The 19,806-nt window shown below is 62.3% G+C and carries 15 protein-coding genes; 8 read left to right on the forward strand and 7 right to left on the reverse strand.

Going from position 1 to position 19,806, the window contains the following annotated elements; all coding sequences use genetic code 11:
• Window positions 1-61 precede the first annotated feature (61 nt).
• Complete coding sequence (locus MTX36_RS13855) at window positions 62-3,217, forward strand: NAD-glutamate dehydrogenase domain-containing protein (RefSeq protein ID WP_243620336.1); 3,156 nt, start codon at window positions 62-64, stop codon at window positions 3,215-3,217.
• Here the strand turns inward: MTX36_RS13855 and MTX36_RS13860 are convergent.
• On the reverse strand, window positions 3,194-4,711 hold the full coding sequence (locus MTX36_RS13860; RefSeq protein WP_243620337.1) for a PucR family transcriptional regulator: 1,518 nt from the start codon (window positions 4,709-4,711) through the stop codon (window positions 3,194-3,196). The genes MTX36_RS13855 and MTX36_RS13860 overlap by 24 nt on opposite strands.
• A 129-nt stretch (window positions 4,712-4,840) precedes the next feature.
• Between MTX36_RS13860 and gabT the strand changes: the two genes are divergently transcribed.
• Both gabT and MTX36_RS13870 read left to right on the forward strand, forming a co-directional pair.
• Window positions 4,841-6,205 carry a 4-aminobutyrate--2-oxoglutarate transaminase gene (gabT, locus tag MTX36_RS13865; protein WP_243620338.1) on the forward strand — a complete coding sequence of 455 codons (1,365 nt, stop codon included), beginning with the start codon at window positions 4,841-4,843 and terminating at the stop codon, window positions 6,203-6,205.
• A 1-nt stretch (window position 6,206) separates the two neighbouring features.
• On the forward strand, window positions 6,207-7,652 hold the full coding sequence (locus MTX36_RS13870) for an NAD-dependent succinate-semialdehyde dehydrogenase (RefSeq protein ID WP_243620339.1): 1,446 nt from the start codon (window positions 6,207-6,209) through the stop codon (window positions 7,650-7,652).
• A 75-nt stretch (window positions 7,653-7,727) separates the two neighbouring features.
• On the opposite strand, the gene MTX36_RS13875 is transcribed toward MTX36_RS13870, so the two are convergent.
• The 3 genes from MTX36_RS13875 to MTX36_RS13885 are packed head-to-tail and all read right to left on the reverse strand — an operon-like array spanning window position 7,728 to window position 9,918.
• Entirely contained in the window at window positions 7,728-8,288 is a 561-nt protein-coding gene (locus MTX36_RS13875; protein ID WP_374230483.1) for a flavin reductase family protein, read from the reverse strand.
• A 51-nt stretch (window positions 8,289-8,339) separates the two neighbouring features.
• On the reverse strand, window positions 8,340-8,813 hold the full coding sequence (locus MTX36_RS13880) for a YbaK/EbsC family protein (protein ID WP_243620341.1): 474 nt from the start codon (window positions 8,811-8,813) through the stop codon (window positions 8,340-8,342).
• 16 nt (window positions 8,814-8,829) lie between these two features.
• Window positions 8,830-9,918 (reverse strand): hypothetical protein, encoded by a 1,089-nt coding sequence (locus tag MTX36_RS13885; RefSeq protein WP_243620342.1) that lies wholly within the window; start codon window positions 9,916-9,918, stop codon window positions 8,830-8,832.
• Window positions 9,919-9,986: 68 nt separating this feature from the next.
• Here MTX36_RS13885 and MTX36_RS13890 point away from each other — a divergent pair, with 68 nt between their 5' ends.
• The 4 genes from MTX36_RS13890 (at window position 9,987) to MTX36_RS13905 (ending at window position 14,139) form a co-directional block, all read left to right on the forward strand.
• Window positions 9,987-10,625, forward strand: coding sequence for a TetR/AcrR family transcriptional regulator (locus MTX36_RS13890; RefSeq protein ID WP_243620343.1), 639 nt, complete (start codon window positions 9,987-9,989; stop codon window positions 10,623-10,625).
• A gap of 576 nt (window positions 10,626-11,201) precedes the next feature.
• Complete coding sequence (locus tag MTX36_RS13895; protein ID WP_243620344.1) at window positions 11,202-11,813, forward strand: hypothetical protein; 612 nt, start codon at window positions 11,202-11,204, stop codon at window positions 11,811-11,813.
• Between the two features lie 91 nt (window positions 11,814-11,904).
• The gene (locus MTX36_RS13900; RefSeq protein WP_243620345.1) at window positions 11,905-12,786 is read left to right on the forward strand and encodes an Ig-like domain-containing protein; all 882 of its coding nucleotides are present in this window, start codon (window positions 11,905-11,907) and stop codon (window positions 12,784-12,786) included.
• 165 nt (window positions 12,787-12,951) lie between these two features.
• On the forward strand, window positions 12,952-14,139 hold the full coding sequence (locus MTX36_RS13905) for an Ig-like domain-containing protein (protein ID WP_243620346.1): 1,188 nt from the start codon (window positions 12,952-12,954) through the stop codon (window positions 14,137-14,139).
• Window positions 14,140-14,238: 99 nt separating this feature from the next.
• On the opposite strand, the gene MTX36_RS13910 is transcribed toward MTX36_RS13905, so the two are convergent.
• The 3 genes from MTX36_RS13910 to MTX36_RS13920 all read right to left on the reverse strand — a co-directional run bounded on the left by MTX36_RS13910 (window position 14,239) and on the right by MTX36_RS13920 (window position 18,330).
• On the reverse strand, window positions 14,239-16,284 hold the full coding sequence (locus MTX36_RS13910; RefSeq protein ID WP_243620347.1) for a TerD family protein: 2,046 nt from the start codon (window positions 16,282-16,284) through the stop codon (window positions 14,239-14,241).
• A gap of 206 nt (window positions 16,285-16,490) precedes the next feature.
• Window positions 16,491-17,612: a DUF475 domain-containing protein gene (locus tag MTX36_RS13915; protein WP_243620348.1), complete on the reverse strand. Its 1,122-nt coding sequence runs from the start codon at window positions 17,610-17,612 to the stop codon at window positions 16,491-16,493.
• Between the two features lie 142 nt (window positions 17,613-17,754).
• Window positions 17,755-18,330 carry a TerD family protein gene (locus tag MTX36_RS13920; RefSeq protein WP_243620349.1) on the reverse strand — a complete coding sequence of 192 codons (576 nt, stop codon included), beginning with the start codon at window positions 18,328-18,330 and terminating at the stop codon, window positions 17,755-17,757.
• Window positions 18,331-18,573: 243 nt separating this feature from the next.
• Here MTX36_RS13920 and MTX36_RS13925 point away from each other — a divergent pair, with 243 nt between their 5' ends.
• Window positions 18,574-19,719 carry a hypothetical protein gene (locus tag MTX36_RS13925; protein ID WP_243620441.1) on the forward strand — a complete coding sequence of 382 codons (1,146 nt, stop codon included), beginning with the start codon at window positions 18,574-18,576 and terminating at the stop codon, window positions 19,717-19,719.
• The last annotated feature ends 87 nt before the right edge of the window (window positions 19,720-19,806 follow it).

Consider the following 19,806-nt stretch of genomic DNA (forward strand, 5'->3'; position numbering starts at 1 on the left):
TCTCCCGTGATCCACGCAACACTGAAAGGGTTCGGATCCAATAATTCCAGGAGGGTGTTCAATGGCGAGCACAGTATCGGCGACCAAGAGCGCGGCAGCAGTATCGAATGCATCATCAGGTGGTGATCGATCGCATGATCCAGCCCTCGAGTTGGTAGCCGAACTGGCAGCAGCAGGCCAACGGCTTGTCTTCCGCCGCGGCGAAGATCTGACCTGTGTCGTGCTCTGGCCGTCCGGAGAGCCCTCCCTCTCCGACCTGTGTGAGAACTTCGAATCCCTCGGACTTCGAGTGTCGACGCACCGCCCGCTGCCGACGGTCCTGGGCTCGGCACACCATTTCACCTTCGAGCCAAGCACTTTCGACGGCGGCGCCCTGGAAAAGATGGCAGACGCTTTCGAAGCGGTCATTGCAGGCTCGACCAGCATGGACGCCTTCTCCAGCCTGATCGGCCGAGCGGACATCACCTGGCGCGACGCAGAGTTGCTGCGCGCCGCGTGCCGTTTCCTCGCTCAGGCTCGCATCGGCTTGTCCGAGAGCTACATCGTCGGAGTGCTCGGCGCCAAGCCGCTGTTCGTTCGTCAGGCAGTTGACCTGTTCACCGCGCGTTTCGATCCTGCGGTTTCGGCTCGTGAGGTGGCAACCGCTACTGCGGTTGCTGCGATCGACGAATCCGTCGACGGCGCAGACACTCTCGACGAGGACCGCGTCCTGCGCGGCGTGCGCTCGTTCCTGCAGGCCACCCTGCGCACCAACTGGTACCTGCGGAGCGACGCCGGTCAGTCGTTGCCGTACGCGTCGTTCAAGATCGATTCGCAGTTGCTGTCCACCCCGCAGAAGACTGTGCCGTTCCGCGAAATCTATGTCAGCGCACCCAATGTCGAGGGCGTGCATCTGCGCAGCTCCTCGGTGGCGCGCGGCGGTTTGCGTTGGTCCGACCGCTACGAGGATTTCCGTACCGAGGCCCTGAGCCTCATGAAGACCCAGAGTGTCAAGAACTCGCCCATCGTTCCGTCCGGAGCCAAGGGCGCGTTTGTTGTTCGCGGAACGTCTTCTCCGACACCGGCACAGGTGCAGGAGTCGTACAGCACCTTCATTCGCGGTCTCCTCGACGTCGTCGACAACATCGTCGACGGTGAACTGGTACGCCCGGCGGAAATTGTCGAATACGACGGTGAGGACTCGTACCTCGTTGTAGCGGCAGACAAGGGAACCGCTCGGTTCTCCGATGTCGCCAATGGCATCGCGGTCGAGCGCGGTTTCTGGCTCGGCGACGCCTTCGCCTCCGGCGGCAGCGCCGGCTACGACCATAAGGCTATGGGCATTACCGCGCGCGGCGCGTGGGTGGCTGTGAGGCGCCATTTCGCCGAACGTGACCTCGACGTGGACACCGACCCGTTCACCGTGGCCGGCATCGGCGACATGTCCGGCGACGTGTTCGGCAACGGAATGTTGCTCTCGCACAAGATTCGTCTGGTCGCGGCTTTCGATCACCGCCACATCTTCATCGACCCGAACCCCGACGCCGAGGCAACGTTCGCCGAGCGCGCTCGCCTGTTCACTGTGCCGCGCTCGTCGTGGGACGACTTCGATCGCACCGTGATGTCCGAAGGCGGCGGAGTCTGGCCGCGCAGTGCGAAGTCGATTCGTCTGCCCGTAGAAGCCCGTGCAGCACTCGGAATCACTGCGGAATCGTTGACCCCGCAAGAACTGATCCGGGCCATCCTGTGTGCCCCAGTGGATCTCCTGTGGAACGGTGGCGTCGGCACGTATGTGAAGGCGTCGGCGGAAAGCAATGTCGACGCGGCCGACCCGTCCAACGACGGTGTGCGCGTCAGTGCCGACGAACTGCGCGCGAGCGTGGTGGGAGAGGGCGGCAACCTCGGATTCACGCAGCGTGCACGCATCGAATATGCCGCTGCCGGTGGACGAATCAATGCTGACTTCATCGACAATGCTGCCGGTGTCGCGACGTCCGACCGTGAGGTCAACATCAAGATCGCACTGGCGGAGCTGGATGCAACGTCCCGGAATGCACTCCTCGCTGCCGCTCAGGACGAGGTAGCCGACTCGGTCCTGAAAGCCAGTGCCGACCAAACGCTGGCGATCAGTCTGGCCGAGCACCGCGCTCCGGCACTACTCGATCAGCACGAACGATTGATCGAAGATCTTGTCTCGGCCGGCGCCATGAAGCGGGTCGAAGAATCCCTGCCGGACGCCAAGGCGCTTGCCGTTCGCGCCCAGGCAGGCCAGGGTCTATTGCGGCCCGAACTTGCTGTGCTGGTTGCTCAGTCGAAGAACGTGCTCACGGCCGAGCTGGGTGCTTCGGCAGTCCCCGACAATCAGATTTTTGCCGATCGACTTCCGCAGTACTTCCCGTCGTCGGTCGTCGAGGCTGCGCCTGACGCCGTGCGGTCGCATCGGCTCGGACGCGACATCATCATCACCTCCGTGGTCGACGAACTGGTCAACCGCGTCGGGCCGGGCGTGCTGTTCCGCCTGGAAGAGCACCTGGGAGTGCGCAGCCCGGAAGCTGCACTTGCCTATGCCGTGGTGAGTGAAGTTCTCGGTACCGAGGATCTGCGCAGCGAGATTCTGAATTCGGATCTCAGCGCTGGCGATCAGTTGAAGTCCCTCGACCGACTGCAGCAGTTGCTGGAATCGGAAATGAGCTGGGTACTGCGCCGGCCAGGAGCTGCCGGACGGTTCATCGTGAACCCCCGCGCTGACATCGACCGGTGGTCTGCACCTGTCCGAGAGCTCACCCGTGGGCTGTCGGCGAACGAACGCATCAACGATTCCTTCGGCGCCTTGGCGCTGGCTGACATTGCGTTGCAAGAGAATACGACTGTTCAAGACGCTGCATCGCTCTACCGCGAGCTCTCGGTAGCCCTCGATCTGGGCGACGTACTCGGTGGCGTCGAAGTTGCCGCCGGAGCCTCGCACTGGGAGGTCATGGGTAGCGCCGCCGTCCACGCACGCTTGACTGCGCGATTCGCGGACCTGGTGTCGGGAGCGCTGGGTGAAGGTGTCGAGGGTGTTGTCGAGCTGTGGAAGGCTGCCAATCCCGAAGCCTTGCAAAGGTTCACGGATTTGATGACCAGCGTGCGCCGTAGCGGGGCGTTGGACACGGCAAAGCTGTGCACCGTCGACGCCGAGCTCGAACTTCTCGTTCGAGGCGCTTCGACTTTCGCGTCAGCGGCTCTCCCAAGCGAGTAGCGAGAGCAATAGTTCAGCCCTGACTCTTGCCTGACCGAGGTCGCATCGCAGCAGTTCTTCGATGCGAGTGATGCGACCTCGGAGGGTGTGTCGATGCACGCCGAGTTCGGCTGCAGCGGACTCCCATTGGCCGTTTGCCTCGAGATAGGCGCGCAGTGAGGTCGTGAGCGCGGTTCCATGTGCGTGGTCATGTGCGGTCAATACCGGAATGGTGTTGGCAGCCAGGGCGACAAGAGCTTCCCGGGCAGGTTCGGATGCCAGAATCGTGGAACCGGTGAGAGCGTCGAACTCGATGATGCGCTCGGTGGCGGTCGTGAGGTTGGCTGCGGCCCGCGCCTGGATTAGCGCGCGTGGAGCGTCGAGCAATCGGTGTGCCGTGCTGATCCCGGCACGTACGGCCTTGGCCTCGTTGGGGGAGAGTTGCGCGAGAAAGGTTTTCGCGGTCTCCACGGTGTCGGTACCTCGCAGGAGAACCGTGAGCGCGGTGGAATCGACTTGCGCAAAAATTGGTCGGCCGGCGCGGGCGAGTGCACTGTCGAATTCCCGGAGAACTGAGCTCAGAGCAGATCCGCGGACATGGACCACGCGAACGAACCCGCTGGTGTCGCCGGCCTCGTCGAGATACGACGGGACGTTGTCGTCGGAGATTCTTCCGTCGAGGAGGAGTCCGAATGCCATGGAGTTCAACCGGGTTCGCTCGGCACGCAGGCGTACCGGCTTCTCCAATTCCAGCGTGAGTAGCGAGACAGCGTGTCCGAGGAGTACTCGGTCGATGTTGCTGAGTGGTCCGGTGCCCGCCATCGCGAGATAGCCGTGCCAACTGCCGGTCACGCCGACAGGGGAGAGGGTCAAAGTCCGCTCGGGAGTGCTCTGCGAGATCGATGCCGGAGCGTTGGGATCTCGGGTGGTGGCGGCTACCGCGCGCACCTCGGCAATGAGCGCCTTGTGATTGGTGGGGTGCACCGCTGTGAGTCGATCGCCCACAAACGCGACCGAAGTTTTTGTGGCTGCCGCCAACTCACGCACAATCGCGGATACACCGCCGCGCAACGCAACCCGGGTGATACGCGTCTGCACCTCCGCCGCGCGCAAGACCGATTCGTATTCCTGCTGGCTCAAGCGGGTCATCACGGCGCGTGTCACTGCCGCGAACGGGGTGGTGAACGGGACTTCGAGCACTGGCAGTCCCCGGTTTTCGGCCGCTGCCAGCAGGTCCAGCGGCACGGCCTCGTGAGAAAGCCCCGTTCCGAAACCCAGAGCCGATACTTCTGCGGCGGCCAGTCGGTCGATGTACTCGGTGTAGTCGGCGGTGCTCGCGGCCACCAAAGCAAGCCCGGTAGTGAGGACCAACTCGCCGCCGGAAAGCCAGGGAGTGGGGTCTGTCAGCTCGGTGGCCTGCGCAAACGTCACTGGCTGCGTAGACGCACTGCGGTTAGTCAGCAGTTTCAGCGAGAGGTGCCGCTGGAGTAGTAGCCACGAGATCGGAACTGTCACCTGAGTAAGGCTAGCGGCCGATGCCGATATGGAGTAGGCCTGAACCAGAGGATGTCCATTTCGGCAGGGCTCGGACCGGTTCGCGCGTCGCATACTCGAATGCAATACACAAACAGAGAGGGTGGTCACATGAGTGCAATCGAATACAGGCTTCCGCAGGAACGTCGCATCGTCACGGAGTTCCCGGGCCCGCGCTCGGCTGCGCTCGCAGAGCGTCGTAAGAAGGTTGTCGGCGCCGGCGTCGCATCCACCCTCCCGGTCTACGTTGCCGATGCAGACGGCGGCGTCATCGTCGACGTCGACGGCAACTCGCTGATCGACCTCGGTGCCGGCATTGCCGTGACCAGTGTCGGCGCGTCCAACCCGGCCGTCGTTGCCGCAGTCCAGGACCAGGTCGCGCACTTCACGCACACCTGCTTCATGATCGCGCCGTACGAGGGCTACGTCGAGGTCGCCGAGCGTCTGGCAGAGCTCACCCCCGGTGACCACGAGAAGCGTTCCGTTCTGTTCAACAGTGGTGCAGAAGCTGTCGAGAACGCCGTGAAGATCGCCCGCCACGCTACGGGTCGCGACGCAGTTGTCGTCTTCGATCACGCGTACCACGGCCGCACCAACCTCACGATGGCGCTGACTTCCAAGTCCATGCCGTACAAGAGCGGCTTCGGACCGTTCGCCCCCGAGGTTTACCGCGTACCGATGTCCTATCCCTTCCGTGAGGGCCTCAACTACGACGGTTCGAAGATCACCGGTGAGCAGGCCGCACAGCGCGCCATCACGATGATCGAGAAGCAGGTCGGCGCAGCCAACACCGCAGCCATCCTCATCGAGCCCATCCAGGGCGAGGGCGGATTCATCGTTCCCGCAGAAGGATTCCTGCCGACGCTCGTCGCCTGGGCCAAGGAAAACGGCATTGTCTTCATCGCCGACGAGGTCCAGACCGGCTTCGCTCGCACCGGTTCCTGGTTCGCCAGCGACCACGAGGGCATCGTCCCCGACCTGATGACGCTTGCCAAGGGCATCGCCGGCGGCATGCCGCTCGCAGCTGTCACCGGCCGCGCAGAGCTCATCGACGCTGTCCACCCGGGCGGCCTCGGCGGCACCTACGGCGGTAACCCTGTCGCCTGTGCTGCTGCATTGGCGTCCATCGACCAGATGCGTGAACTCGATATGGCTGCTCGCGCACGCACCATCGAGAGCACCGTCGTCAGCCGAATCAACGCGCTGGCCAAGGAACTCGACGTCATCGGTGACGTTCGTGGCCGCGGCGCCATGCTCGCCATCGAGTTCGTCAAGCCTGGCGGTCAGGAGCCGGACGCTGATATCACCAAGGCGATCGCAGCTGCCTGCCTCGCAGCCGGTGTCGTGATCCTGACCTGCGGTACCTACGGCAACGTCGTCCGTCTGCTCCCGCCGCTGGTTATCTCCGAGGAGCTGCTCGACGACGCACTGACTGTCCTCGAAACCGCTATTCGCACTGCAGCACAGGAGAACTGACATGTCGAACGTCTCGGAACTTCTCGATTCTGTACCCAAGGGCATCTGGCTCGGTGGCAAGCTTGTTCCGGCTGAGAAGACCTTTGCGGTCTACAACCCGGCAACCGGTGAAGAGTTGGCTCAGGTAGCCGACGCCACTGCCGCTGACGGCATCCGCGCACTCGACCTCGCTGCTGCGGCACAGGAAGATTGGGCAGCTACCCCGGCTCGAGTCCGTGGCGAGATCTTGCGCCGCGCATTCGAACTGTTGCATGCCCGCGCCGAGGACTTCGCGCTGATGATGACCCTGGAAATGGGTAAGTCGTTGGCCGAGGCTCGCGGTGAGGTCAACTACGGCGGCGAGTTCCTGCGCTGGTTCAGCGAAGAAGCAGTCCGCATCGGTGGACGCTTCACTCAGGCTCCGGCCGGCAACGGTCGCATCCTCGTCACCAAGGGACCCGTCGGACCGGTTCTCGCGATTACTCCGTGGAACTTCCCGCTGGCCATGGGAACTCGCAAGATCGGACCGGCTCTCGCTGCCGGTTGCACCATCATCGTGAAGCCGGCGGAGGACACTCCGCTGACCATGCAGCTTCTCGGTCAGGTGTTTGCCGACGCAGGTCTGCCCGACGGCGTGCTCTCCATTCTCCCGACCTCCGATGCAGCTTCCATCAGTGGACCGCTGATGGAAGACGCGCGTCTGCGCAAGGTCACCTTCACCGGCTCCACCGGCATTGGAAAGCTGTTGGTGCGCAATGCGGCTGACAAGTTGCTCCGTACGTCCATGGAACTGGGCGGCAACGCTCCGTTCATCGTGTTCGACGACGCCGACATCGACGCCGCTGTCGACGGCGCCATGATCGCGAAGATGCGTAACGGCGGCGAGGCGTGCACCGCGGCCAACCGCATCTACGTCGCGAACTCGGTCCGCGAAGAGTTCACCGAGAAATTCACGGCCAAGGTCGCTGCACTGAAGGTGGGTGCCGGCGACGCCGAGGGCACCAACATCGGACCGCTGATCAACACCAAGCAGCTCGCAACCGTCACCGGACTCGTCAATGACGCTGTGTCCAAGGGCGCTCGCGTTCGCACCGGTGGATCGGCACCCGAAGGTCCCGGCTTCTTCTTCACCCCGACGGTCCTCGATCAGGTTCCCGCCGATGCGCGCCTGCTCAAGGAAGAGATCTTCGGACCCGTTGCAGCCGTGGTCGGTTTCGACACCGAAGACGAAGCGGTTGCAGCAGCCAACAACACGGAGTTCGGTCTGGTGGCGTACTTCTACACCCGCGACATCGACCGCGCGATGCGCGTCTCGGCCAAGCTGGACACCGGCATGGTCGGCGTCAACCGCGGCGCGATCTCCGACGCTGCAGCACCTTTCGGTGGCGTCAAGGAATCGGGCTTCGGCCGTGAAGGCGGAACCGAAGGTATCGACGAGTACCTCGATACCAAGTACGTAGCGCTGTAAGTTCTTTCACAAAATGAGGGCCTCACCGAATTTTTCGGTGAGGCCCTCATTTTTGTCTGTTCGCGCAGTGGCTTGTTATTCGCCCAGCGGTGTGGGGCGGTAGTACTTGCCCTCGTGATAGAGCAGCGGTGCGGCAGCGGAGTCGTCGTCCTCGTCGGCGTGGACGCGGGTGACGAGTCCGATAACCAACGTATGGTCGCCGACCGGGATCAGCTGATCGACCGTGACCCGCATCCAGCTGGGGGTGCCGTGCAGCACGGGCTCGCCGGTATCGAGTACTGCCCACAGTGATTCGTCGGCAAAACGCTGATCGGCACTACGCGCAAAACGCTGGGCCAGATGCTGTTGGTGCTCACCGAGAAGGTGGATGACCAATGATTCGGCTGCCTTGAGTGCAGTGATGCTTGACGACGTCTCGGCGATGTTGAACGTCACGAGCGGAGGTTCGAGCGAGATCGAGGAAAACGAGGTGGCCGTGAAACCCACTGGGCCGGTGCCGGAGTTGAGAGTGACAACAGTGACTCCCGCGGGGTGGCGACCCAATGCAGCGCGATAGTCGGCGGCACAGATGCCGGTGGACAGCTCGGGTGTTCGGGGCGTGGTGTCAGTCAACGTGGGCTCTCCGGTAGGACGCAAGGATGTTCGCCCAACTATAGGACGCAGTCGGGGTGCGTGGGCTGCAGACGATCAGTCCATCTCTACGGCGAGGCCCGCTGTGATTCGCAGAAGTTCCGGATATGTCGTCCGGAAGACGGTATTGGGGTGGCCTGCTGAGGCCCACAAAATCGGGTATTGCGCGAGGGCTGTGTCGACGTAGGTCGGCAGGTTGGTGGGGTGCCCGAGGGGCGCAACTCCGCCGATGGGCTGACCCGTCGCTGACTTTGCCAGCTCGAGGGGAGCTCGCGTCAGCGTGCCTTCGAGGCGTTCACCGGTGGCCTTCAGATTGACTTGATGCGCGCCCGACACCAGCAATAACACCGGTTCGTCGTCAAGGAGGAAGACGAGTGACTTCGTGATTGCGCCAACCTCCACCCCAACAGCTGCCGCAGCTTCTTCGGCAGTGTGCGTCGCGTCGGCTTGCGTGACTATGACGCCGTGGTGACCGCGAGCGATCAAGGTCTCGGCGACGTGCGAAGCGCTGGGGTGGAGGAGGCTCGTCATGGATTCCAGAGTAGGACTAGTCGACGATTGCGACATCCGGAGTCGGTGACGTGCCCCGAAGCTTTCGGGTTCGGCGCAACGTGAATCCAAAGAGAAGGACGGCGCCGATCAGGGCGTACAGGAAGAGCGTCAAGGCCGGCTGACCGATTCCGACGTTGTTGAAATACACGATGCTGCGAACGCCTTCGGTGCCCGCGCCGGGCGTGATCCAGCGGCCGATAGCAGCGTAGAACGACGGAATGATGTTGGAGCCGAAAGCGCCTCCGGCGCTGGGGTTACCGAGGATGACGAACACTGCGATGGCCAGTGGAACTGCAAGGATACCGATTGCTGCTCGAAGTCCGAGGGTGAACATTGCGGTTCCGAACACGACGGCAGTGCCCAGAATCGAGAGTGGCAGCCAGTGGCCCGCAAACGTGCCGAGAACGTGCGAGGTGATGAGCGCGCCCAACGCTCCCGAGATGATCGAGTAGATCGCGATGACGCCGGTGTGGGCGCCGGCCTGGCGGAGAGTCTTCGGTGCACCGATGAACAATCCGATTGCCGCGGCGAAGAGGTATCCGCCGACCACCCAGCCGACGGCGAGGTAGAAGCCGGAGAGGCCACGATTGTCGTGAGCGCCGACGGGGATCTCGTCGCGCACGACGAACTCCCGGTTCTGGCTCTGCTCGACCTGGGCGAAGACTGCTTCGAGCGACGTAGCGATCGAACTACCACCGGCACTGGCGGTGATCAGCATGTCGGGGCCCGTGGGATTGATGACAAATGCGCCCTGGATCTCGCGGTCGTGGAGCATCCGACGGGCCGTGGCGGTGTTGTCGATGACCTGGGCACTCAGGGGGCTGCCGTCGATAGCGTTGAGCTTGTCGGCGACCTGCTGGTCCATGCCCGCGGGAATTCCCTGGTCCGCGATGACCGCGATTTCGATGTCGCGGGGCGTCGGCTGATGGAACGCGGCGACGTAGCTGAGGATGAAGCCCATCTGCAGCAGGAGTACGCCGGCGAACAGTGCCGCCATGACTTTGGTGGCGCCGTATTTCACCACCAGGTTGTCGTGGTGGTGTTCGTCGGTGCCTGCGTTCGGTGCCGGAAGTGTAGTGGTCACGATGAGTCCTGATCTTGTCGAAAGCAAAGAGCTTGTCAATACCCGAGGTATTGAATACTCTAGGTATCGTGACTGATTCCCGTCAACCGGACTTCGTGCCGGCAACCCGCCCCGGACGCGACGTAGTGCGGCAAAGACTGCTCGACGCTGCAGCGGAAGAGTTTGCGGAGCAAGGATTCAGTGCTGCACGTCTCACCGAAGTTGCCCGACGCGCAGGCTTCACCAAGGGCGCCGTCTACTCCAATTTCGAATCCAAACAGGACCTGTTTGCCGAACTCTTCGCCCAGCGATCCCTCGAACTGGCCGGCCGTGTGCTCGGCCAGATAGCCGGGATGAGTCCGGCCGACGCAGCGGGTAAAGGTGGCGAAGCCATCGCAGCATCGATGGTCGACGATCCGGGATGGTCACTGCTGGTTCTCGAGTTCGGAGTTCTCGCGGGACGGGATCCACAGATCGCCCAGGCGTATCTCCGTGAGCGTCGGCACCTGCGTGGTCAATTGGTCGAGTTGATCGGTGAACGAGCCCGCGAGTGGGGCGTCGACAACTCCTTCGAGGTCCGCACCACCGCAATCTCGTTGATGGCCTTGATTTCCGGGTTGGTCCTCGAACATTCCGTTGACCCGGAAGAAGTGGATCAGGCAGCTATGGGCGCGGCAGTGACGGCATTGTTTGCCGGTGCTGTTGCGCGGGCGGGACTGACGACGTAGTAGTTCGCAGTGGAGGTTAGATGAATTGAGTTGGCAGCTTTGATCGTTGGCCAGAATCACTCGTCGTGAATGACCTGATGGAGTTCGCAATATCGAGGTGATTCTCGAGTTGCTCGCGAGAGTATTTCCCTGCTCCCGGTTTCACTTCGAGGAGGCCGGTCCAGAGGCGATTGCCACGTGAGGCCTGGCGTGCCGTGCCGTGCCGATTGCCCGAGATCGACCCCTCGTGGGTGGAGTCTCGGCGTGCACCTCGAATGATCTGGCGGGGCACCCAAATGAGTCGTGGAGATCCCCGAACAAGGGCTGTTGCGGTTCAGTGCTACTCACATTTGAGGATTTATCCTCTTTTCGAATACTGGACATTCGTCTTACTTACTGTGATAGAAATTGCCCCATACGGGACATTACTGCGCGGTAGCGAGAAACAAGCGTGCCGACCGAAAGGGGAAATCATGACCACGTTGTCCGTGACGATCGGCCCGGTCCACGAGCCCGTCAGCTAGATCCGAATGCACCCCAACCACCGCTGTGACCTCGATTTCGACGGTCGCACAGCTGCGACCGAAGGAACCCATCATGACATCACGAGCGATCACACGCGGCATTGCAGTCGGCGCGGCGACGGCCTTCGCGGCCGGTGCGCTGACCCTTTTCGGTACCGGCGTCGCCGGAGCCGCCACAGGCACGACCACCTGGGCTGATTACTACACCACCTTCACCCGCACCGTCAGCAACTCCACGCCCGACGCAGGCGACATCATCACTATGACCACAAAATTTCAGCGAACCAACGGCACCGAGGAATATCTGTACAACATCAAGGACCGGCATGACTCCTGCCTGGCCTACGTTCCCGGTTCGGCCAAGATGAACGACGTCTCGGTCATCCCGCAGGTTGTCGACGACGGCTCGGTCCCCGGCCGCGACGCGCTCGTCAGCATCGACTTCGGACCCAACGAGTGGGTCGTCAAGAACCAGCCGGCCTTCAACCCGGTCTTCAGCGTCAGCTACAAGGTTGGCGCAGACTGCGTCCGCGGAAGAGTCCTCGTTACCGGTATGGATTACAACGGCTCGCTCGGCTTCGGCGGCTACTACACCCAGGGCCCCGGCATCACGGTCGGCTACTTGAACAATGAGGGTCCCGGCGGCATCGGCACCGGCAGCCTCGGATCCCTGTTCGGCTCCTGACGAAGCAACTCTCCGGTTCAGCCGTCGCCGTCATCGCTGCGGCCGGAACGGTGTGACACCCGAACCCCTGACATCGATCAAAGGAACACCCATGGCATTTCGATCAACGAAACGCGGCATCGCCGTCGGCGCGGCAACATCACTCGCGATGGGCGCACTGGCACTGATCGGCACCGGAGTTGCCGGTGCAGACTCCACCTCGATCACCTGGAATGACTACTACACCACCTTCACCCGCACCGTCAGCGATGCCACCCCCGCTGCCGGCGAGACCATCACGGTCACAACCACGTTCAAGCGAACGGATTCGAAGGTCGAGACCATCACGTCGGTCTCGGATACTCATGCTCCGTGCCTGACCTATGTCCCCGACTCGGCCACGATGAACGGCGTCCACTTCAACGCGGTCGTCGTCCCAGATCGCGCCACCAGCCCGCGGACGGGCACCGCCACGATCACCGACAACACCGGCGCTTGGGTCAACAAGCAGAACGTGCCGGGCCCCGTCTTCAGCGTGCAGTACAAGGTCGGCACGGACTGCGCCCGCGGCATCGCACTTGTGACCGGCCTGGACTACAACGGCTCACTTGGCGCCGGCTACTACGGGTACCAAGGGCCGTCGGTCACGGCCGGCAAGAACGCCACCACTACCACCATCGCACCGGTTGCCGGAGCCGTCGTTGGCAAGCCGACCACCTTGACCGCCACCGTCACCGGTGGTGCAGTAGGCAACCCGGTCAAGTTCTACGACGACACCACCGTGATCGGCCAGGGAGCTCTCGACGCCAACGGGACTGCCACGCTCACGTGGACTCCGGCAACCGCCGGTGAACGCCCCATCACCGTCGAATTCGCTGGTACAACGTTGGCCAACGGCTCCGTCGCCAACGCCACTGTGTCCGTCGCATCCACCGGCGGCACAGGCGGCGGCACCGGCGGTACGGGCAGCCTTGGCAACCTGTTCGGCAGCTAGTAGATAACGCAGGGTTTCGGCCAGCTTGCACCCGATCGAAGAAACCGGCGGAACCCCGCCCCAAGCCCGGGCTCCGGTGCCTCCCCGAAGGCGCCGGAGTCCGGTCTCGTTCCTTCTCCGACCACGACTTATGACAGTCGCATCTTCGACTGAAAAGGAAATCCCATGGCACATAAGGCAATCAGGCGTGGCGTCGCCGGCGCGACGTCCATCATCGCGGTCGGCGCACTCGCCCTCGTGGGGGGCGGTATCGCCAGCGCCGGCACGTCAACACTCGAATTCAGCGACGGCAGTTCGTCTTTCACCCGAGTTGTCAGCAACGGCACTCCCGCTGTGGGCGACACCATCACAGTCACCACGAACTTCCGACGCACCAGTTGGGTTGACGAGTTCATCTACAACATCAAAGATCGCCATCCGTCCTGCCTGACATACGTCCCCGGCTCGGCCAAGATGAGCGGCAACAGTGACTACCCCGTCGACAATCCCGAGGTGGTAGCCGACGAAGGCAACGGCTCCGGCTACGTCCGCGCGTCCTGGGGCGTTACCGACTGGGTTGTACAGAATCGCCCCGGCTTTCACCGGTCTCCCACATTCAGCGTCAGCTACAAGGTCGGTGCCGACTGTGCCCGCGGCACCGCGCTGAACACCGGTATGGACTACGGGGGATCACTCGGCAGCGGGTACTACAGCGCGCGCGGCCCCTCGATCACGCTCGCCAAGAGTGCCTCCTCCACGACTCTCGCCCCCGTGGCCGGCGCTCGACTCGGCGCGCCGACCACCCTGACCGCCACCGTTACCGGCGGCGCACCGGGCAACGTCGTCGAGTTCTACGACGGCACAACCAAACTCGGCCAGGGTGCCGTGAACGCCGGCGGGACCGCTACGTATGTGTGGAATCCCAGTGCCGTGGGCGAGCACAGCCTCACTGCCAAATTCCTCGGCAGTGACTTCGCTAACGGCTCGCAGTCCGCGCCGCGGACAGTGCAGGTCTCCGAACACAACGCGACCTCCGCCGTGACCCTGACCCCCGTCACCGGGGCGAAGGTCGGTACCTCCACCAGCCTGACGGCAACAGTGCTCCCCGGCGGCGCCGGCGGAACCGTCACATTCAAAGACGGTGACGCCGTTGTCGGCACCGCTGCAGTCCGCGCCGACGGCACGGCCACCGTCGCGTGGACGCCGCGTACGGAGGGCGAGCGCACCATCACCGCCGACTATTCCGGCGATGCCGCCGTCGAACCCTCCGCCGACCAGGCCACCGTCACTGTTGCACCCGACGACGGCACGGGCGGCGGCGGTGCCGGAAGCCTCGGGTCCCTGTTCGGCGGCTTCGGCTCCAGTTCCAGCTGACAAAAAATCTGCTGGGACAGCGGACACGGCCCCTTCGATTCGGTTACGAAGCGGAGGGGCCGTGTTCTGTTCGAGCCAAGAGACTGTAAACGCCCGCGACTAGTCTTGGTCGTCGGTCTGTTCGTCACGCCGGATGTCAGAAGCCTTGGGAGCAGCGGGAACCCATTCTCGGAGGGGCTGAATAACTTCGGCGTAGAAGCTCTCCGCCGAATGAGTCACGCTGCTGATGAAACTTGCGGCGGTGCCGGCTCGCTTACTGCCGAGAGTGAAGGTCTGCATCAGGACGAATGAACTGAGTTGGCCACTTTGTCCGTCGGTGAGAATTCGTGGTGTCGCTCGCACCTCGGCGTGAGGTTCGCACGTTGACGAGGTCGGGCCGGAAAAGGCTGCCTCGATCAACAGATCTGCTGGAGCATTCTTCAGTTGGCGCAATACCCACGCCACACGCTTGCCGGAAGTTCCCTCGTCAGGAGCGCTGACCACGGTGGTGCAGGTGATCTTGTTGGTTCGCATATCCGCGACAACTCTGAGTTCACCTGCTGCATCGGGAATTCGAAGCAGGGCACTGAACGTGCCGTCGTTCGCCAATTCCTCAACTGTCAACTCTGTGCGGTAGTCCGCATCGTTCGTTGCGCGACGTGGCAAGACGTGCTTGACGGTCACCCCCAACTCGGCAGTGAAGCGCAAAGCGAGATTGCGGGCAAGTGCGATCCACGAGTCCGCGATCGAAGCGGCCTTGGGGTCGCCGGACCGCAGAGTTCCGGCGCTGACTCCTTCGCGAATTGCCACCCAGTGCCGTCCCATGTCGACGAACTCCGACGCCCCGGATTTAGGGTGCTCGATGTATCTGAGGAATTCGTTGAGGATCCAAGCCTGAAGCGGATTGTCGATTCCGCCGTGAGAGAGAACCATTCGGGCTTCGTGAATGACCTCAGCCCAGGACAAGTGACGGAGAGCGACCTTGGTGAGCTTGCGCTTGTCCACTTCCACTGGCAATTCGCCTGCGCTGGCAGGAAGATCGTTTGAGAGGCTGATCACTACGTCGTACTTGTTCTTCTTCGCGATATCGAGGTAGTTCTCCAGCTGCTCACGCGAGTGTTTCCCCGCTCCGGTTTTCACTTCGAGGAGACCGGTCCACAGGCGACTGCCACGCGAGACCCGCAGTACCGCATCGGGAATGACCCGAGACTCGCCCTTTGTATACGGAACCTCGACGTACCCCTCGAATGATCCGGCGGGCGCACCTACTCGTGAAGTTATTGCCCGCGCAAACAACGGAACGGACTGCATTGTCGACACCAACGCCGACGTCGTACGGCGTTCCTGCTCTTCGCCGGCTCCGACTCCGACGACCGAGAACAAGCGTGCCGGTTGCCAGGCCTCGGATTCTGCGAGTTTGAACTCGGGAAGCGGCGCCTTCTTCGGGACTGGCTTCGCGGTTCGCACACCGCGTGGACGGGCAGGCTTCGGGGTCGAAGCTGTCGGAACTACGGGTTCTGGTGCAACAGTTAGATCGGCGGTAGGCGCCTCGGACGGGGATTCGGCCGCATGCACTTCAACTGCAGGTTCTGCAGCGACGGACTCTTCGGATATCGGTTCCTCGATTGAGGTGTCCTCACTCACGTCGACGCCGAAATCCTCGGCCAATCCGGCCAGGCCTGACGCCCAGCCCTGCCCGACTGCACGCAGTTTCCAGAGCCCGTTCCTGCGGTAGATCTCGCCGAAAACAAAAGCGGTCTCCGTCGTCGCATCCGCTGTCACGTATTCGGCAACGGTGGAGCCTGACGCGTCGAGCAAATGAAGAGAGAGCTTGCCCAATTCGCCGAACGATCCGGTATCGACGCTTCCGACCAAGGCGATGGCGTCGACCTCGGACGGTACCGCTGAAAGCTGAACGAGGAGGCGCTCGTGTGGTCCGGATTCCGTCTCGCGTCGTCCGAGATAGCGAACTGAGCCATCGGTGGATTCCTGTTGGTTGTAGAAGACGAAATCTTCATCGGAGCCGACCTTTCCGTCGACCCCGAGCAACAGAGCGGAAGCGTCGATTCCGAATGTCGAGTCTTCCCAGGTGATCAGGACATCGACCTGTTCGATTTCTTCAGGAAGCGTGATGTTCTGGCCCTTGATCAAGTACTGGTCGTGCATGAAGCCCCTTTGTGATGACGGTGTTGTCGTAACTCTAGTTCTGGGCGAAACGTGCGACGCAGACCGTTCGTTATGGCACACAACTCCGTCGACGATGGCGGAATGTGACCTCGGAGCCCGCGTTGTGTGCATTCACGAACAATTCGGGCCAATGCAACGCAAAACGCCCGCGACCAATAGGTCGCGGGCGTTTGTACTAATCAAACTCAGACGGTGGCGGGAGTGCTCTCGTCGAGTTTCGGAGTTTCCTTTTCGATCTTCTTGTTTCGCAGGACGCTGCTGACGAAGGCTGCGCCGATCAAGAAGACGCCGACAAGGCCGGTGATGATCTCGTTGACGTGAACGCCGATGGACACCATCAAGATGATCGCCAGAGCGCCGATGGCCCAGTGAGCGCCGTGCTCGAGGTAGACGTAGTCCGACAGCGTGCCCTTGCGGACCAGGAACACGGTGATGGAACGAACGAACATCGCGCCGACGAAGCCGAGGCCCAGGGCGATGATGATCGGGTCCGCGGTGATCGCGAAGGCGCCGATGACGCCGTCGAAGGAGAAGGACGCGTCGAGGACCTCGAGGTACATGAACAGGAAGAAGCCGGCTTTACCGGTGGCTTTCGCGAGCTCGGTGGGACCGCCGGACTTGGTGGTCTCTTCCTCTTCGCCTTCTTCAGGCAGGTTGAACAACTCGCCCAGTCCGTTGACAGCGATGTAGGTGATCATGCCCAGGACACCCGAGATCATGACCGTCGTGACTTTGTCGTCGGCCGCGAGGAATGAACCTGCGAGAACCAGGACGAGTCCGGCAACGACGACGGAGAGCTGATCCAGCTTGCCGATACGCGCAAGCGGCTTCTCGAGCCAGGACAGCCAGGTGATCTCACGCTCTTCGAAGATGAATCCGAAGAACAACATCAGCAGGAACATGCCACCGAACGCAGCAATGGTCGGATGCGCGTCGGTGATCAGGGTTTCGTAGCTCGGATCGCCATTGGGGAAGTAGGCGGCGTCGTCGGCGGGCGGGTTCAGTGCGAGGTCGAGTGCCGCGACCGGACCCAAGCCCGATGCTGCCCACACAATGACGAGTGGGAATACCAAACGCATACCGAACACCGCGATGACGATGCCGACGGTGAGGAAGATCTTTTGCCAGAAGTCACTCATCCTTCGCAGGACGGTGGCGTTAATGACGGCGTTGTCGAAGGACAGCGAAATTTCCAGAATCGACAGGATGACAACGAGGAATAGTGCCTCGGGGCCGCCGTAGATGAACGCAACGATCATCGCGATGATCGAAATCACGATGGATAAACCGAATATTCGCAGTACCACGGAGCGTGGCCCTTTCTAGTTGGTCAATGCAGAGTGGCTACTGCAGCGGTTATCTCACCGCAGTTGAGACGAAGCCGGGGAGGGTTCCACAGCGTACTGCGGAACCCTCCCGTTGGTCACAGCTCATCGGCAAGGCCGAGGATCAGACGTTGACACCGTAATCGCGAGCGATGCCCGCGAGGCCTGACGCGTAGCCCTGGCCGATTGCGCGGAACTTCCACTCTGCACCGTTGCGGTACAGCTCACCGAAGACCATTGCGGTCTCGGTGGACGCGTCCTCGGACAGGTCGTAGCGAGCGAGCTCATTGCCGTTGGACTTGTCGACGACGCGGATGTACGCGTTGCGAACCTGGCCGAAGGACTGCGAGCGTGCTTCTGCGTCGTAAATCGAGACGGGGAAGACAACGCTCTCGATGTTGGCCGGAACAGCGGCGAGGTTCACGTCGATCTGCTCGTCGTCACCTTCACCTTCGCCGTCGGTGTTGTCACCCTTGTGCTCGATCGAGCCGTCGGGCGAACGCAGGTTGTTGAAGAAGATGAAGTGCTGGTCGGAGACGGACTTCTTGTCTGCGCCGGTGCCGATTGCGCTGGCGTCGAGGTCGAAGGCTGCGCCGGTGGTGGAACGTGCGTCCCAACCCAGGCCGACAGTCACTGCGGTCAGGTTCGGGGCCTCCTTCGTGAGAGAGACATTGCCGCCTTTGGTCAAGCTGACGCCCATTCAGGGGTCCTTTCAAGAGAAGAGACATGGCCCGCGACGACGGATGGCCGTCTTGGGAATGTGTTTACCTCCTCCACCCTAACGGCACTTCGGGTGTGGCCGCGGTAACAGTGGAAATCGAAACGGAGTCTGTACGCGTCGGACCCGTAGGATTCAATCGTGGTGGGCAGATGGTCGGAGCGCTTGAATCGGGGGGTTAGCGTGGAGGAGTCGATCAGTCGTGCTCGGGAAGCACAGACTGCGATGGTCTCGGCGTTCCTCGACATGGACAAGCGACAGACCATCGCGGCGGCGGCGGTCAAGGCGTCGAGTGAGCTGTTTCCGGAGCGTGGCCTGAGTCAGGCTTGGAAGCCGATTCGCGAAAAGTGCTACGAAGCTGTGTCGAACTACCTGGCCACGAGCGAGCGATACGGAAATGACCAGGCTCTCCATCGCGACGCCCGCACCGCAACCGCGGCGTTCGAGAAGTCGGTAGCAGAGTTGGTGTCGGCAGCCCAGAGCATCGATGCGTTCTACAACGGAAACCGCGCGCACCTCGAGCAGGCCACCGCGACGATGTCGACCATTCCGGTGCTCGGTCATCAGGCACGTGCGGCGGCGGATGCGGCTCGCCGTGCGTTGGACGACGCGGATCAGCACTTTTCGGAGTATCCGTCGGTGGTGACTTCTGCGGAGCACTTGGATAGCGCACTCATGGCACTTGCCCAGGCCGAGCGAAACGAGCGCGCCGACGCCATCCGGGTAGAGGCCGAACACGTTCGAGCTGCGGCCGCTGCGCTTCAAGAAGCGTTGGCTCAGGCCCCGTCCACGCAACGGCACGCACAGATGACGGTATCCGCGGTCTCCACCAGGCTGGCTGCTGTTCGAACGCGAGTCGACCGCCTCGATCCGGCGTACTCGGCTTTGCTTCGTGAGTTCAACGCTGCCAGTTCGGCTGATCTCGTGAACAACAGTGGTCGGAGTCGTGAACATATCGGCCAGGCAGATGCGGACTTGCAAGAAGCAGTGGAGGCTTTGGCAGCGGGCAATCCCGAGCATGCGTTGGCTTTGATGGCAGAAGCGCGGGTGCACCTGGCCGAGGCGGAGGCCTGCGTCGACGCTGTGACAGGCCGGTTGGCCACACTTCGGGCAGTTCGGGCGGATCCGACGGAGAAAGAGCGGCAGGTTCGCTTTCGTTTGAAAGATGCGCAAATGTTTGCTGTCAATCACGGGTTGGTGGCGGAGTGGGGATCGGTACTCGACGCGCAATTGGCTCGGATCGAACGGGCCTCGGCGTCGTTGACGGGAACTCATCCGGACTACTGGTCGTATGTAGTGCAGTTGGATTCCGTTTCGGCGTTCATTGCAGAGATTGTCGAGAAGATGCGAATGCGGGCAGGAAGACACTGAAACAGCAGGTCGGGGCCGATCGGGGGATCGGCGTTTTCACCCGAAAAGAGTCGAATGGGGGACAGAAACGTGGAATTGCCATCGGTT

Source organism: Rhodococcus sp. ARC_M6 (assembly GCF_022810305.1).
In the GTDB taxonomy this organism is placed as follows: Bacteria; Actinomycetota; Actinomycetes; order Mycobacteriales; family Mycobacteriaceae; genus Rhodococcus_F.